The following is a 14736-nucleotide window of genomic DNA, read 5'->3' as shown; positions in this document are numbered from 1 at the left end:
GCCATCTTAGGCCGCACCGTTGAAAACAGCCATCACAGGCCGGCCGCCAGCCCCAAGAACGCCTGGATCAGGCGCAGCTCGCGGCGCCGTTCCAGGCAGCCGACCATATGCTGGTTGACCAGCCCTGCGCCACTCAACGGCCGCGCCACCACCCGCGGGTCATGCGCCACCTCGGTGGACGACACCACACCGATGCCCAGCTCGGCCGCCACGGCTTCGGTCACCGCCTCGCGGCTGTCCAGCTCCAGCAGCACCCGCGGCTGCACCGCGGCATCGGCGCAAGCCTTGTCGAAGGTGCGCCGGGTGGTCGAGCTGGGTTCGCGCAGCACCATGATCTGCTTGTCCAACTCGGCCAGCGGCAAGTCGTCGGTGGCCGTGGCCCAGGCATGCCCCACCGGCAGCAAGGCACACAGGCGTGATTCGCACAGGCTTTGCAGGTGCAGCCCCTTGCGTGGCTCGATTTCGGTCAGCACCGCCACATCGGCATGTTCGGTCAGTAACGCGGCCAAGGTTTCCTGGGCATTGCCCAGGCGCAAGTTGACGGTGATGCCAGGGTAGCGCTCGCGCAGTTGCGCCAGCATGGGCATGACCCGGTGCGGACCATCGGCGGCGACCTCCAGGCGTCCGGTGAGCAACTGCCTGTTGGCTTCGAGCATGGCCTGGGCCTCCTCGGCCAGGCTGAACATCGCTCGAGTGATGGCCGCCAGGCGCGTGCCCTCCTCGGTCAGCTCGACCCGCCGGGCGGTGCGCCGCAGCAGGGTGATCTGGTAGTGCTCCTCCAGCGCCTTCACGTGCCCGGTCACCGCCGGTTGGCTGATGAACAGACGCTCGGCGGCACGGGTGAAGCTGCCCTCGCGGGCGACGGCGTCGAAGGCACGGAGCTGGAACAGGTTCATATCTATCGGCCTGACTTATGGCTGGCATATCTACAAACAATTTGATTGATGGCTCGGCGAATTGCAACCTAGCCCCACTAGTTTCCAGCCCACCGCAAGTGAGGAACCACGGAATGAGCAACGCCCCGATCCTGCTGACCCCCGGTCCTTTGACCACATCGCTGCGCACCCGCCAGGCCATGCTTGTGGACTGGGGCTCCTGGGACCGCGACTTCAACCAGCTGACCGCCAGCGTGTGCGAGCAGTTGCTGGCGATCCTCGACGGTGCCACCAGCCACCACTGCGTGCCGCTGCAAGGCAGCGGCACCTTCGCCGTGGAAGCGGCCATCGGCACCCTGGTGCCGCGCGACGGCAAGGTGCTGGTGCTGATCAACGGCGCCTACGGCCAGCGCCTGGCGAAGATCTGCAAGGTACTGGGCCGCGCCTACAGCACCTTCGAGACCGCCGAGGACCAGCCAACCACCGCCGCCGACGTCGACCGCCTGCTCGCCGCCGACCCCGCCGTTACCCACGTGGCGTTGATCCACTGCGAGACCAGCACCGGCATCCTCAACCCGCTGGCCGAGATCGCCCAGGTGGTCCAGCGCCACGGCAAACGCCTGATCATCGACGCCATGAGCTCGTTCGGCGCGCTGCCGATCGATGCCCGCCAGGTGCCTTTCGAAGCGCTGATCGCTGCCTCCGGCAAGTGCCTGGAAGGCGTGCCGGGCATGGGCTTCGTCTTCGCCGAAAAAGCCGCCCTGGCCGCCGCCGAAGGCAACGCCCATTCGCTGGCCATGGACCTGCACGACCAGCACGCCTACATGGCCAAGACCGGCCAGTGGCGCTTCACCCCGCCGACCCACGTGGTCGCTGCCCTGCACGAAGCGTTGCAACAGTACAACGAGGAAGGTGGACTGCCTGCTCGACACCAGCGTTACGCCGACAACTGCAAGACCCTGCTCGACGGCATGGCACGGATTGGCCTGCGCAGCTTCCTCCCGGCCGAAATCCAGGCGCCGATCATCGTCACCTTCCACGCCCCGAACGATGCGCGCTACCAGTTCAAGGACTTCTACGAGCGGGTCAAGGCCAAGGGCTTCATCCTCTACCCCGGCAAGCTGACCCAGGTCGAGACCTTCCGTGTCGGTTGCATCGGCGTGGTCGGCGCCGAGGGCATGCAGGCCGCCGTGAACGCCGTGGCCGAGGTGCTGCGGGAAATGGAAGTACTGGACATCTGAACTCTGCCTACCCAATTCAAGGAAACTGCGCACATGAACTACAGCAACCCTATCCAGCTGCAAGCCGCCATCCTCGACTGGGCCGGCACCGTGGTCGACTTCGGCTCCTTCGCCCCCACGCAGATCTTCGTCGAGGCTTTCGCCGAGTTCGACGTACAGGTGTCCATCGAGGAGGCCCGTGGGCCGATGGGCATGGGCAAATGGGACCATATCCGTACCCTGTGCGACGTGCCGGAGATCGCCGAGCGTTACCGCAAGGTGTTCGGACGCACGCCGAGCGATGATGACGTCACCGCTATCTACGAACGCTTCATGCCGCTGCAGATCGAGAAGATCGCCTTGCACTCGGCGCTGATCCCCGGCGCGCTGGACACCCTTACCGGCCTGCGCAAGGACGGCTTGAAGATCGGCTCCTGCTCGGGCTATCCGAAAGTGGTGATGGACAAGGTGGTGGAACTGGCGGCACGCAATGGCTACGTCGCCGACCACGTGGTGGCCACCGACGAAACCCCGAACGGCCGCCCATGGCCGGCCCAGGCCCTGGCCAACGTGATCGCCCTGGGGATAGACGATGTGGCGGCCTGCGTGAAGGTCGACGACACCGTGCCGGGCATTCTCGAAGGCCGCAGCGCCGGGATGTGGACCGTGGCGCTGGTGTGCTCGGGCAATGCCCTGGGGCTGACCTGGGAAGGTTACCAGGCCTTGAGCGCGGAAAAGCTGGAGAGCGAGCGCAAGCGTATTCACGCGATGTTTGCAGGGTCGCGCCCGCACTACCTGATCGACACCATCAACGAGCTGCCCGAGGTGATCGCCGATATCAACCGCCGGCTAGCCAAGGGTGAGATGCCGCAGGCTTGCTGATCGTCCGCGTGATGGCCATCGCCGGCAAGCCGGCTCCCACAGGAGCCGGCTTGCCGGCGATGAGGCATCTTCAGACCGCCCGGTTCAGCTTCACCCACGAGGCAAACTTGTCGATGAACCCCTGCAGGAACGGCCGGGTCTTGTCATTCAACTTGCCACTGTCATCGAACAGCGTCGCGGCCCCGCCGATATACGCCTCGGGCATCTGCATGCACGGCATGTCAAGAAACACCAGCGACTGACGCACGGCATGATTGGCACCAAACCCGCCGATCGCCCCCGGCGAGACGCTGGCCACCGCCGCCGGCTTGCCGCCCCATACGCTCTGTCCGTAAGGCCGCGACCCCACATCGATGGCATTCTTCAACCCGCCCGGCACCGAACGGTTGTACTCCGGGGTGACGAACAACACCGCGTCGCTGCGGCGGATCTCGTCGCGAAAATGCTTCCACGCCTCGGGAGCGCCCTCGGCCTCGACATCCTCGTTGTACAACGGCAGGTCGCCGATCTCGACGATCCGCAGGGCAAGGCTGGACGGCGCCAGCTCAGACAGCGCGCGGGCCACTTTGCGGTTGTAGGACTCCTTGCGCAAGCTGCCGACGACAACCGCTACCGAATAGACCTGGCCCATGGCGTTTTGCAACCTCTGCTCTGGGAATGGGACCAGTTAGTTATAGATGACCGTTCCTCGGCTTCGCGGTTTTTTTCCATTCGGCTGAAAACTTCCCGGGCGTTTCACTGGTCTATGCCTACAGACATTTCCTACACGATTCAGAGGTTTCCACCTAAATGGCAGCAGTAATGGTCGGCCAGTTCCACGCCCGCGACGCCGAAGGCCGTATCTACCCGGTCCACGAGTTCCAGGAGTCCACCCTCCAGGCCGACGGCAGCACCCTCGGCGCGCCGGTTACCAGCTATCGCCTGGCTATCGGCGACCGCGTCAACCACCTGGGCGACGACCGTTTCGAGCTGGCCCAGACCGGCGTCGAGATCATTCGTATTCCTTGACGCAGTCCACCGTATACAACTGCCCATCCCGCTGCAGGCCGTGCACGTCGGCGACGAAGCCCGGGAAACCCTGGTCGAAGGCCCGGGCGCAGTCCAGGTAGACCAGGATCGAGCGGGTCGCCTCGGTGAAGCGCTCGCCCGGCATGATCAACGGTATCCCTGGTGGATAGGGCACCAGCATCACCGCCGCGACCCGGCCCAGCAGATGCTCGATAGGCACCGCCTCCACCTCCCCGCGCACCATCCGGTCATAGGCCTCGGCCGGAGCCATCGCCACCTCCGGCAAACGGGTGAACAGCTGCTTGAGCTGCCTGGACGTGGCATTGCCACGGTAGAAACCATGCAATTGCTGACACAGGTCGCGCAGCCCCAGCCCCTGGTAGCGTGACGGCTGCACCACCATCACGCTGGGCAGGCAGTCGGCCAGCGTGGTATTGGCGTCGTAGTGGCGCTTGAATTCCAGCAGCTCGGTGAGCAGCGTGCTCCACTTGCCCTTGGTGATCCCCATCGAGAACAGCACCAGGAAGCTGTACAGGCCGGTCTTTTCCACCACCAGCCCGCGCTCCCAGAGAAACTTGCCCACCACTGCCGCGGGAATTCCATGGCCCTCCGCTGCACCAGCGGCGCCCGGCATCACCAAAGTGACCTTGAGCGGGTCGAGCAAGACATAGTCGTCGCCCAGCCCACCAAAGCCATGCCACTCGGCCCCCGGTTGCAGCAGCCAGTCCGCCGCCTGCTGCTCGCCGACCTGCGCCGTCGGCGGCTGCCAGATGCTGAACCACCAGTCATCGGCGGCCAGGTGCTCGCGCAGGTTGGCCAGCGCCCGGCGAAAGCTCAGGGCCTCGTCGAACATCTCCTGCAACAGCGAACGCCCCGCCGGGCCTTCCATCATCGCCGAGGCCACATCCAGCGAGGCGAGGATGCTGTACTGCGGCGAGGTGGAGATATGCATCATGAACGCTTCGTTGAAACGGTCGCGGTCCAACTGGCGGCTGGCACCGTCCTGCACATGGATCATCGAGGCTTGGCTGAAGGCCGCCAGCAGCTTGTGGGTGGAATGGGTGCTGAACAGTAGCGGCCCATCGTCGCCACGCGGCGTACCCATGGCGTAGCGACCGACGAAGAATTCATGGAAGGCGGCATAGGCGAACCAAGCCTCGTCGAAGTGCAGCACCTCGACACTGGCACCCAGGGCCTGCTTGATCATCCCGGCGTGGTAGCAGAGGCCGTCGTAGGTGCAGTTGGTAACCACGGCCAGCTTGATCTTCGCAGGCTTTCCCTGGGCCAGAGGATGGGCCTGGATCTTCGCCTGGATAGACGCCGGGCTGAACTCGCTGAGCGGGATCGGCCCGATGATGCCCAGCTCGTTGCGCTCCGGGCACAGGTAGATGGGGATGGCACCGGTCATGATGATCGCGTGCACCACCGACTTGTGGCAGTTGCGGTCCACCAGCACCAGGTCCCCGCGCCCGACCGTGGCGTGCCAGACGATCTTGTTGGCGGTGGAGGTGCCATTGATGACGAAGAAGGTATGGTCGGCACCGAAGTTGCGTGCCGCCCGTGCCTCGGCGGCGGCCAGCGGGCCAGTGTGGTCCAGCAACGAGCCCAGTTCCGGCACCGAGACCGACAGGTCCGAGCGCAGGGTGTTTTCACCGAAGAACTGATGGAATGCCTGCCCCACCGGGCTCTTGCGGTAGGCCACGCCACCACCATGGCCCGGCGTGTGCCAGGAGTAGTTGGATTGCGCGGTGTGCTGCACCAGGGCCTTGAAGAACGGCGGCAGCAGGCCGTCGAGGTAGTTGTGCGCGGCCCGCGCCACCTGGCGGGCGAGAAACGGCACGGTGTCTTCGAACAGGTAGAGGATGCCGCGCAACTGGTTCAGCTCGCCCATGGCCTCGGCCGGGGCATTCTCCAGGGTGACCTGCTCGCCCAGGGCGAAGATCGGCAGGTTGGGCGCCCGCAGCCGCGCCAGGCGGATCAGTTCGGCCATGTTCTGCAGCAGGCGGCTGTTGTCGCCGACGCCCTCGGCGGCAATCAGCATGCAGGCCAGGCCGTGATGGGTGGCGGCCACCAGCCGTGCTTCGGCCTGGTCGGCGGCGGCGAGGATGGCGAAGCCGTCACGGGCCAGTTCATCAGCGATGCCGCGCACCCGCTCGCCAGCGACGCTGTCGGCCTTGATGGCCCGGTGGACGATGAGGATCGGAAACTGCAGGTCCTTGTACATCGGGCGGCTACCTCTGCGGGTAATTTCCCTCAGGGTAGTCGAGTGTGATGCTGTCATCGCCAGGCCGGCTCACAAGGCGCAGCGCTGGATGCGGTCCCTGTGGGAGCTGGCTTGCCAGCGATGGGCCGGGCCTGCCTTCGAGTCAGCTGGCGGCTGGCTCGGTCAATGCCTGCCACATCGACGGCCCACCCGCCGACTTGGCAATGGCCGCCAAACGCTCGGCATGGGCCTCGAGCTCTTCCTCATTGGCCAGGATCACCCGCCCCGGCGCACGCCCGACGATACGGCGGATCTCGCTACCGGTTGCCCCTTGCCCATCCTCGTCGCCCGCCCCTTCGCCCGCCAGCGACAAGCTGGTCTGGCCACCGGTCATCGCCAGGTAGACGTCGGCCAGCAGTTCCGAGTCGAGCAGTGCGCCGTGCAGCTCACGGCCGGAATTGTCGATGCCATAGCGTTTGCACAGGGCATCGAGGCTGTTGCGCTGCCCCGGGTGGCGCGAGCGCGCCATCATCAGGGTGTCGAGGATCGGGCAATGCTGCGAGATATCGGCACGATCCTGCTGGCCGATCAGGGCGAACTCGTTGTTGATGAAGCCAACGTCGAACGCGGCGTTGTGGATGACCAGGGTAGCGCCCTGGATGAACTCGAAGAACTCCTCGGCCACATCGCCAAAGCGCGGTTTGCCGACCAGGAAGGCATCGGTGATGCCGTGGACGTTGATCGCGCCCTCGTCACTCTCGCGGTCGGGCTGCAGGTAGACATGGAAGTGCCGCCCGGTCAGGCGCCGGCCCACGACCTCGACGCAACCGATCTCGATGATGCGGTGGCCTTCGGCCACCGGCATGCCGGTGGTCTCGGTGTCGAGGATGACGAACCGTTTGTCTTGCTGCTGCTCCACGCGGGGACTCCAACTGGCGGTGCTTGAATTCGGGGTGGGAGTATAACGAAATCGGGGCCGCTTTGCGGCCCATCGCGGCTGAAGCCGCTCCTACAGAAACATGCGGATCGGGGTAGGAGCGGCTTCAGCCGCGATGGGCTGCACAGCAGCCCCAATCAGATCAACGCTGAGCGCGAACCTCATCAACCCCACGATTGGCCAACTGGTCGGCGCGCTCGTTGCCCGGATGGCCGATATGCCCACGGACCCACTTCCAGGTCACCTTGTGCCGGTTGACCTGTTCGTCGAGCTGCACCCACAGGTCGGCGTTCTTCACCGGCTCTTTCGCGGCGGTCTTCCACCCGCGTTTCTTCCAGTTGACCATCCACTCGTTGATGCCCTTCATGACGTACTGCGAGTCGGTGGTCAGCAGCACCTCGCACTCGCGCTTGAGCGCCTTGAGGCCCTCGATCGCCGCCATCAACTCCATGCGGTTGTTGGTGGTCTCGCGCTCGCCGCCCCACAGCTCCTTCTCGACGCCCTTGTAGACAATCAGCACACCCCAGCCGCCCGGGCCAGGGTTGCCCTTGCAGGCACCATCGGTGTAGATCTCGACGCTATCGCTCATGTACCACTCATGTTCAGTGCTTTTCGGATTCGGGATGGGTGGCGCTGCGGTTGACCTTGGCCAGCGGCAGCGGCAGCAGCTTGCCCATCGGCTCGCGGCGCTCCAGGCGCAGCGGCCGCAGGCCCACCACCATCTTGCGCGCCACCAGCAGGTAGACACCGCCGCCGGCAGTCTGCCAGCCACCGGCCACGCGCTCCCAGCCAGCCAGGCGCTGCTGCCAGGCCGGCGAGGCAAGCGGCGGACGATAACACCCGAAGCGGCGTTTCTCCAGCGCGAAGCCCAGCAGGTTGAGCCAGTCGCCGACCCGCGACGGCGAGATGCATCGGGCCTTGCGCAAGGCCCCGTGGCTGAAGAAATGGCGCACGCCCCAACTGCTCCAGGGGTTGATCCCGATGATCAGCAGGTGGCCACCCGGGCGCACGGAACTGGCGGCTTCACGCAGCAGCCCGTGGGGGGACAGGCTGAAGTCCAGACCATGCTGCAGCACCACCACGTCGGCGGCGTGCTCCGACAACGGCCAGGCCTGTTCTTCGCAGACGATCTCCACCCCCGGCAGCGGCGCGCCCAGGCGCACGTTGCGCTGCACCTGCGGGGCGTTGGGCGGGGGTTCGGCGCAGGGGCCGTAGTGCACAAGGTAGCCACCGAAGAAGCGCCGCAGCTCTTCTTCGAGCAACTTTTCCTCCTCCTTGAGCATCAACTGCCCAAGAGGCCCATCGAACCAGTCGCGGGCCAGGCGGATCAGCTCGACCCAGTCGGGGTCGGCCTGGGCGAAGGCTTGGTCGGTCATTGCGTTCTCCCTCGAAGGTTCTCCGCTCGCGCCATCGCGGCTAAGATGCCCTCAATGTCCAGGCTTGGCGATACGGATCCGCACATGATACAGATCGATGCCCTACCCGCTTTCAACGACAACTACATCTGGTTGTTACAGGATACTGCCAATCGCCGCTGCGCAGTGGTCGACCCCGGTGACGCCGGGCCGGTGCGCGCATGGCTGGAGCAGCACCCGGACTGGGCATTGGAGGCAATCCTCGTCACCCACCACCACCATGACCACGTCGGCGGCGTCGAAGCCCTGAAACAGGCCACCGGCGCCCAGGTGTACGGCCCGGCCAGCGAACATATCCCGGGCCGCGACATCGCCCTGGAAGACGGCGCCCGCATCGAGGTGCTGGGCCTGGCCTTCGAGGTCCTGGCCATGCCCGGCCACACCCTGGGCCACATCGCCTATTACACTGCGCAATCGCCCACACCGCTACTGTTCAGTGGCGACACCCTGTTCGCCGCCGGCTGCGGCCGCTTGTTCGAAGGCACGCCCGAGCAGATGCACCATTCGCTGCAACGCCTGGCGGCGCTGCCCGCCGCGACCGAAGTGTACTGCGCCCACGAATACACCCTGAGCAACCTGCGCTTCGCCCGTGCCGTGGAACCCGACAACGAACACGTTCGCCAACGGTTCGAGGACGTTACCCGGTTGCGCGCCGACAATCGCATCACCTTGCCCTCCAACATTGGCCTGGAGCGCCTGACCAACCCGTTTTTGCGCACCGCTGAAACATTCGTTAAACAAAAAGCAGACGAATGGAAGGGACATTCCAACCCCAGCCAAGCCACTGTTTTTGCTGCCTTGAGGTCTTGGAAGGACGTGTTCTGATAACCTCAAGATATATCGCATCATAGGCCCGATGGTTGACCCGGCGGGGAGCGGTTTCTAGAATCGCCCAACTTTTTCGCCCGGATAACCGTCCCAGCCGATGTCTTCCCGTAGCCGCAGAACCTCTCATTCGGTCGCCCTGACGCGACTGGCCCAGATCAGTGCACTGGCGCTGGCCGCCACCCTGGTCGGCTGCCAGAGCACCCGTCAGCTCGACGAAGCCGACAGCGTTCGCGCGCACAACTACCAGGCGCGGATCAAGCACAAGCCCGCGCCGCTGGTGGTCAAGCCCAAGGAGCAGGCACCGCCGCAGGACGTCTGGGAGCGCATGCGCCAGGGCTTTGCCCTGCAGGACGGCATGGACGTCAACCCGCGCATCGAACAGCAGCGCCTGTGGTTCGCCAGCAACCCGTCGTTCCTCGAGAACGCCGGCGAGCGCGGCAGCCTCTACCTGCACTACATCGTCGAGCGCCTCGAAGAACGCGACATGCCGCTGGAACTGGCCCTGCTGCCGGCCATCGAGAGCGCCTACAACCCGATGGCCTACTCCCGCGCGCACGCCGCCGGCATGTGGCAGTTCATCCCGTCCACCGGGCGCCACTTCAACCTGCGCCAGACCAACTTCTACGACGGCCGTCGCGACGTCACCGCCTCGACCAACGCCGCGCTGGACTACCTGAACCGCCTGCACGACATGTTCAACGGCGACTGGCTGCTGGCCCTGGCGGCCTACAACGCCGGTGAAGGCACGGTCAGCCGCGCCATCGAGCGCAACGAGCGCCTGGGCCTGCCGACCGACTACTGGAACCTGCCGCTGCCGCAGGAAACCCGTGACTACGTGCCCAAGCTGCTGGCCCTGTCGCAGGTGGTCAACACCCCGGCCGCCTACGGGGTCAACCTGAACCCGATCGCCAACGAGCCGTACTTCGAAGCCGTCGCCATCAACGACCGCCTCGACCTGTCCCGCGTGGCTGCCTTCGCCGACATCGACGAAGACGAACTGATCCAGCTCAACCCCGCCTTCAAGAAGCGCATGACCGTGGACGGCCCGCAGCAACTGCTGGTGCCGACCGCCAAGGCGCAACTGCTCAGCGACCGCATGTCCAACCTCAAGCCCGAGGAACTGGTCAGCCTGCAACCGAACAAGGCCGTGTTCCAGGCAGCCCTGGCCGAGGCCAAGGCGCCCGCGGCGCGCAGCTACCGGGTCAAGCGTGGCGACAACCTGGGCAGCATCGCCAAGGCCAACCGGGTGTCGGTCAAGCAGCTGCAAAGCTGGAACCGCATCCGTGGCAACAACCTCAAGGTCGGCCAAGTCCTGGCCCTGCGTGGCGGCAGCGCGCCGAGCGCGGCGGCCAACCGCGTGGCCGACTCCAAGCAGCGCTCCACCCAGTACAAGGTGCGCAAGGGCGATTCGTACTACCTGGTGGCCAAGCGTTTCAACGTCGAGATGAAGCACCTCAAGCGCTGGAACCCACGCACCGGGCACGCGCTCAAGCCAGGCCAGACCCTGACCGTCTACCTGGCGCGCTGATACCTCGCTCGCGGGGCCAGCCCTCCTCCCACGCCAGTCGCGATCGGCGTGGGAGCGGGCTGGCCCCGCGATGCCTTGAAGGCTGAAGCAAAGCCCCGCGCCCTACCCTTTTTCCATTCCAGACAAGCTGTTACTGTACCCCGAACCAAGCCCAACGCCCTCTGGATCGGATGCCGACTTGATACGTCCCCTCCTGCTGTCACTCAGCCTGGCCTTGAGCTTCCCCGCCGTCGCGATGGTGAGCGAAAGCCACGGATACGCGCAGTTCGGCACGCTCAAGTACCCGGCCAGCTTCACCCACTTCGATTGGGTCAACCCGCAAGCCCCCAAAGGCGGCACGTTGCGGGCCATGGCCTTCGGCACCTTCGACACGCTCAACCCCTACACCTTCAAGGGCTCGAGCCCGGTCACCACGCCCAACTTCCTGCAGTACGGCATCAACGAGCTCAACGAGCCGCTGATGGTCGGTACCGGCATGTACGACCCGTCCGGCGACGAACCCACCTCCAGCTACGGCCTGATCGCCCGCTCGGTCGAGTACAGCGAGGACCGCAGCTGGGTGGTGTTCAACCTGCGCCCCGAGGCGCGCTTCCACGATGGCGTGCCGATCACCGCGCAGGACGTGGCGTTTTCCTACCGCACCCTGCTCAAGGACGGCCACCCGATCTACCGCACCAACCTGCAGGAAGTGGCCCGGGTCGATATCCTCGGCCCGCTGCGCATCCGCTTCGTGTTCAAGCGCGCCGGCAACCCGCTGCTGATCCTGCGCCTGGGCGAGATGCCGGTGCTGCCCAAGCACTACTGGGCCAAACGCGACTTCAAGGCCACCACCTTCGAGCCGCCGCTGGGCAGCGGCCCCTACCGCATCAGCGAAGTGCAACCCGGTCGCCGGCTGGTGTTCGAACGGGTGAAGGACTACTGGGGCAAGGACCTGGCGGTTAACCGCGGCAAGTACAACTTCAAGCGCGTCGAATACGAGTTCTACCGCGACGCCACCGTGGCCTTCGAGGCGTTCAAGGCCGGTGAATTCGACATCTACATCGAGCACCAGGCGAAGAACTGGGCCAACGGCTACAACTTCCCCGCCGTGCGCCGTGGCGAGGTGATCAAGGCGCAGATCCCGCACAAGATCCCCACCCAGACCCAAGGCCTGTTCATGAACAGCCGCCGCGCCGCGTTCAGCGACCCACGGGTGCGCCAGGCGCTGGGCCTGATGCTCGACTTCGAGTGGACCAACCGCGCCCTGTTCAGCAGCGCCTACCGCCGCTCGACCAGCTACTACCCCAACAGCGACTTCACCGCCAGCGGCCTGCCCACCGGCAAGGAATGGCTGCTGCTCAAGCCATTCCGCGACCAGCTGCCGGACAAGCTGTTCACCGAGCCCTACCAGGTCAGCCACACCGACGGCAGCGGCATCAGCCGCCCCGCCCTGCGCCAGGCCCTGGCCCTGTTCGCCCAGGCCGGCTGGAAGCTCAACGGCCAGCGCCTGGTGGACAGCAAAGGCCAACCGTTCAGGCTGGAACTGCTGCTGGTGAACCCCAACCTCGAACGCATCCTGCAACCTTATGTCGAAAATCTGGCCAGCATCGGCATCGATGCGCGCTTGCGCACCGTGGACCGGGCCCAGTACAAACAACGGCTCGACCAGTTCGATTTCGACATGATCCTGATGACCCTGAACCAGACCCTGAGCCCGGGCCTCGAGCAGTGGCTGTATTTCCACTCGAGCCAGGCCGCCACCAAGGGCAGCAAGAACTATGCTGGCGTGAAGGACCCGGTGGTCGACCACCTGCTCGACACCTTGCTCGCCGCCCGCAGCCGCGATGACCAGATCGCCGCCGCGCGCGCCCTGGACCGCGTGCTCTCATGGCAGTACTACATGATCCCCAACTGGTACCTCGACAATCACCGCCTGGCCTACCGCAACCGGTTCGCCTTCGTCACCACGCCGCCCTACACCCTCGGGCTGAACAGCTGGTGGATCAAGAAGACTTCGGAGAAAGCCAAATGACGCCGACCCTGCGCCGCCTGGCCGCCAGCCTGCTGCTGGCCTGCCTCACGCTCCCGGCCGAGGCCGCCCCGCAACACGCCCTGACCCTGTACGACGAGGCGCCGAAATACCCGGCCAACTTCAAGCACTTCGAATACGTCAACCCCGACGCACCGAAGGGCGGCACCTTCCGCCAGTCCAGCTTCGGCGGCTTCGACAGCCTCAACCCGTTCATCAACAAGGGCGTGCCCGCCGACAACGTCGGCGCCATCTACGACACCCTGATGCGTCAGAGCCTGGACGAACCCTTCACCGAGTACGGCCTGGTGGCCGGCAAGATCGAAAAGGCCCCCGACAACAGCTGGGTGCGTTTCTACCTGCGCCCCGAAGCACGCTTCCACGACGGCCACCCGATGCGCGCCGAGGACGTGGTATTCACCTTCAACGCCCTGATCAAGGATGGCGCGCCGCTGTACCGCCAGTACTACGCCGACGTCGCCGAAGTGGTCGCCGAAGCGCCGCTCAAGGTGCTGTTCAAGTTCAAGCACAACAACAACCGCGAGCTGCCGCTGATCCTCGGCCAGCTGCCTGTGCTGCCCAAGCACTGGTACCAAGGCCGCGACTTCGACCGCGGCAACCTGGAGATCCCGCTCGGCAGCGGCCCGTACAAGGTCGCCGAGGTGAAGGCCGGCCGCTCGATCCGCTACGAGCGGGTCAAGGACTACTGGGCCAAGGACCTGCCGATCAACCGCGGCTTCTACAACTTCGACGTGATGACCTTCGATTCCTACCGCGACAACACCGTCGCCCTCGAAGCGCTCAAGGCCGGCCAGTTCGACTATGGCCTGGAGGTGAGCGCAAAGAACTGGGCCACCGCCTACGACGTGCCCGCCGTGCGCGACGGCCGGCTGATCAAGGAAGAACTACCCAACGGCACCCCGGTGGGCATGCAGGGCTTCATCTTCAACCTGCGCAAGCCGATGTTCCAGGACATCCGCGTGCGCCACGCCATCAGCCTGCTGCTGGACTTCGAGTGGACCAACAAGCAGCTGTTCAATGGCGCCTACACCCGCACCGGCAGCTACTTCGAGAACTCCGAAATGGCCGCCAGCGGCCTGCCCAGCCCTGCCGAGCTGAAGATCCTCGAGCCGCTGCGCGGCAAGGTGCCGGACGAGGTGTTCAACGGTGCCTTCCACAACCCCGTCACCGACGGCAGCGGCATGATCCGCGACCAGCAGCGCCAGGCCTACAAGCTGCTGCAGGAGGCCGGCTGGAAGGTCGTCGACGACAAGATGGTCGATAAAGACGGCAAGCCGATGACCATCGAGTTCCTGCTGGCGCAGACCCAGTTCGAGCGCGTGCTGCTGCCGTTCAAGCGCAACCTCGCGGACCTTGGCATCAACATCGAGATCCGCCGCGTGGACGTGTCGCAGTACATCACCCGCCTGCGCTCGCGTGACTACGACATGATCGTCGGCGGCTTCGCGCAATCCAACTCGCCCGGCAACGAGCAACGCGAGTACTGGAACAGCGCCGCCGCCGACAATCCCGGCAGCCGCAACTTCATCGGCCTGCGCGACCCTGGCATCGACCAGCTGGTGGAGCAGTTGATCAACGCCGACTCACGGCAAAGCCTGATCGAACACTGCCGCGCCCTGGACCGCGTGCTGCAATGGGGTTACTACGTGATCCCCAACTGGCATATCAAGACCTGGCGCGTAGCCTACTGGAACCATATCGGCCACCCCGCCGTATCGCCCAAGTACGACATCGGCATCGACACCTGGTGGATCAAGCCCGACGTCACGCCCGCGGTAAGCGAAGCCGCCGCACCGGATGAGGCCAACTGA

Annotated in this window: 13 protein-coding genes; 7 read left to right on the top strand and 6 right to left on the bottom strand. The window is 65.3% G+C overall.

The annotated features are described in order from the left end of the window. Nucleotides 1-32: 32 nt before the first annotated feature. The gene (locus CCOS191_RS08600; protein ID WP_046854826.1) at nt 33-896 is read right to left on the bottom strand and encodes a LysR substrate-binding domain-containing protein; all 864 of its coding nucleotides are present in this window, start codon (nt 894-896) and stop codon (nt 33-35) included. Nucleotides 897-1009: 113 nt separating this feature from the next. On the opposite strand from CCOS191_RS08600, the gene CCOS191_RS08595 reads away from it, so the two are divergent. Both CCOS191_RS08595 and phnX read left to right on the top strand, forming a co-directional pair. Next, a complete protein-coding gene (locus CCOS191_RS08595) occupies nt 1010-2116 on the top strand; it encodes a 2-aminoethylphosphonate--pyruvate transaminase (RefSeq protein WP_046854825.1) in 1107 nt (368 codons plus the stop codon). A 33-nt stretch (nt 2117-2149) separates the two neighbouring features. Further along, entirely contained in the window at nt 2150-2977 is an 828-nt protein-coding gene (phnX, locus tag CCOS191_RS08590; protein ID WP_046854824.1) for a phosphonoacetaldehyde hydrolase, read from the top strand. 70 nt (nt 2978-3047) lie between these two features. On the opposite strand, the gene CCOS191_RS08585 is transcribed toward phnX, so the two are convergent. Continuing rightward, nucleotides 3048-3608 carry an NADPH-dependent FMN reductase gene (locus tag CCOS191_RS08585; RefSeq protein ID WP_046854823.1) on the bottom strand — a complete coding sequence of 187 codons (561 nt, stop codon included), beginning with the start codon at nt 3606-3608 and terminating at the stop codon, nt 3048-3050. A gap of 158 nt (nt 3609-3766) precedes the next feature. Here CCOS191_RS08585 and CCOS191_RS08580 point away from each other — a divergent pair, with 158 nt between their 5' ends. Beyond that, nucleotides 3767-3985, top strand: coding sequence for a hypothetical protein (locus CCOS191_RS08580; protein ID WP_028690532.1), 219 nt, complete (start codon nt 3767-3769; stop codon nt 3983-3985). On the opposite strand, the gene CCOS191_RS08575 is transcribed toward CCOS191_RS08580, so the two are convergent. From CCOS191_RS08575 to CCOS191_RS08560, 4 genes are all read right to left on the bottom strand, one after another. Beyond that, nucleotides 3969-6209 carry an Orn/Lys/Arg decarboxylase N-terminal domain-containing protein gene (locus tag CCOS191_RS08575; protein ID WP_046854822.1) on the bottom strand — a complete coding sequence of 747 codons (2241 nt, stop codon included), beginning with the start codon at nt 6207-6209 and terminating at the stop codon, nt 3969-3971. The genes CCOS191_RS08580 and CCOS191_RS08575 overlap by 17 nt on opposite strands. A 142-nt stretch (nt 6210-6351) precedes the next feature. Beyond that, nucleotides 6352-7107 carry a DNA polymerase III subunit epsilon gene (dnaQ, locus tag CCOS191_RS08570; protein ID WP_046854821.1) on the bottom strand — a complete coding sequence of 252 codons (756 nt, stop codon included), beginning with the start codon at nt 7105-7107 and terminating at the stop codon, nt 6352-6354. Nucleotides 7108-7267: 160 nt separating this feature from the next. Continuing rightward, a complete protein-coding gene (rnhA, locus tag CCOS191_RS08565) occupies nt 7268-7714 on the bottom strand; it encodes a ribonuclease HI (RefSeq protein WP_023629443.1) in 447 nt (148 codons plus the stop codon). A gap of 13 nt (nt 7715-7727) precedes the next feature. Beyond that, entirely contained in the window at nt 7728-8501 is a 774-nt protein-coding gene (locus tag CCOS191_RS08560; protein ID WP_038706475.1) for a methyltransferase domain-containing protein, read from the bottom strand. An 84-nt stretch (nt 8502-8585) separates the two neighbouring features. Here CCOS191_RS08560 and gloB point away from each other — a divergent pair, with 84 nt between their 5' ends. The 4 genes from gloB to CCOS191_RS08540 all read left to right on the top strand — a co-directional run bounded on the left by gloB (nt 8586) and on the right by CCOS191_RS08540 (nt 14736). Next, nucleotides 8586-9365: a hydroxyacylglutathione hydrolase gene (gene gloB / locus CCOS191_RS08555; RefSeq protein WP_046854820.1), complete on the top strand. Its 780-nt coding sequence runs from the start codon at nt 8586-8588 to the stop codon at nt 9363-9365. A gap of 100 nt (nt 9366-9465) precedes the next feature. Next, nucleotides 9466-10896, top strand: coding sequence for a lytic transglycosylase domain-containing protein (locus CCOS191_RS08550; RefSeq protein ID WP_046854819.1), 1431 nt, complete (start codon nt 9466-9468; stop codon nt 10894-10896). Between the two features lie 178 nt (nt 10897-11074). Beyond that, a complete protein-coding gene (locus tag CCOS191_RS08545; protein WP_231867477.1) occupies nt 11075-12907 on the top strand; it encodes an extracellular solute-binding protein in 1833 nt (610 codons plus the stop codon). Further along, on the top strand, nt 12904-14736 hold the full coding sequence (locus tag CCOS191_RS08540; RefSeq protein WP_046854818.1) for an extracellular solute-binding protein: 1833 nt from the start codon (nt 12904-12906) through the stop codon (nt 14734-14736). Before CCOS191_RS08545 ends, CCOS191_RS08540 begins: the two co-directional genes overlap by 4 nt.

The organism is Pseudomonas sp. CCOS 191, from assembly GCF_001007005.1.
Lineage (GTDB): Bacteria > Pseudomonadota > Gammaproteobacteria > Pseudomonadales > Pseudomonadaceae > Aquipseudomonas > Aquipseudomonas soli.
This window is presented reverse-complemented; position numbering and strand designations above follow the sequence as displayed.

Bases quoted from the DNA above. Each gene is read 5' to 3' on its own strand.
- rnhA (WP_023629443.1), bottom strand. From the start codon at position 7,714: ATGAGCGATAGCGTCGAGATCTACACCGATGGTGCCTGCAAGGGCAAC.
- CCOS191_RS08600 (WP_046854826.1), bottom strand. From the start codon at position 896: ATGAACCTGTTCCAGCTCCGTGCCTTCGACGCCGTCGCCCGCGAGGGC.
- CCOS191_RS08550 (WP_046854819.1), top strand. From the start codon at position 9,466: ATGTCTTCCCGTAGCCGCAGAACCTCTCATTCGGTCGCCCTGACGCGA.
- CCOS191_RS08580 (WP_028690532.1), top strand. From the start codon at position 3,767: ATGGCAGCAGTAATGGTCGGCCAGTTCCACGCCCGCGACGCCGAAGGC.
- gloB (WP_046854820.1), top strand. From the start codon at position 8,586: ATGATACAGATCGATGCCCTACCCGCTTTCAACGACAACTACATCTGG.
- CCOS191_RS08560 (WP_038706475.1), bottom strand. From the start codon at position 8,501: ATGACCGACCAAGCCTTCGCCCAGGCCGACCCCGACTGGGTCGAGCTG.
- CCOS191_RS08595 (WP_046854825.1), top strand. From the start codon at position 1,010: ATGAGCAACGCCCCGATCCTGCTGACCCCCGGTCCTTTGACCACATCG.
- phnX (WP_046854824.1), top strand. From the start codon at position 2,150: ATGAACTACAGCAACCCTATCCAGCTGCAAGCCGCCATCCTCGACTGG.
- CCOS191_RS08575 (WP_046854822.1), bottom strand. From the start codon at position 6,209: ATGTACAAGGACCTGCAGTTTCCGATCCTCATCGTCCACCGGGCCATC.
- CCOS191_RS08585 (WP_046854823.1), bottom strand. From the start codon at position 3,608: ATGGGCCAGGTCTATTCGGTAGCGGTTGTCGTCGGCAGCTTGCGCAAG.
- CCOS191_RS08540 (WP_046854818.1), top strand. From the start codon at position 12,904: ATGACGCCGACCCTGCGCCGCCTGGCCGCCAGCCTGCTGCTGGCCTGC.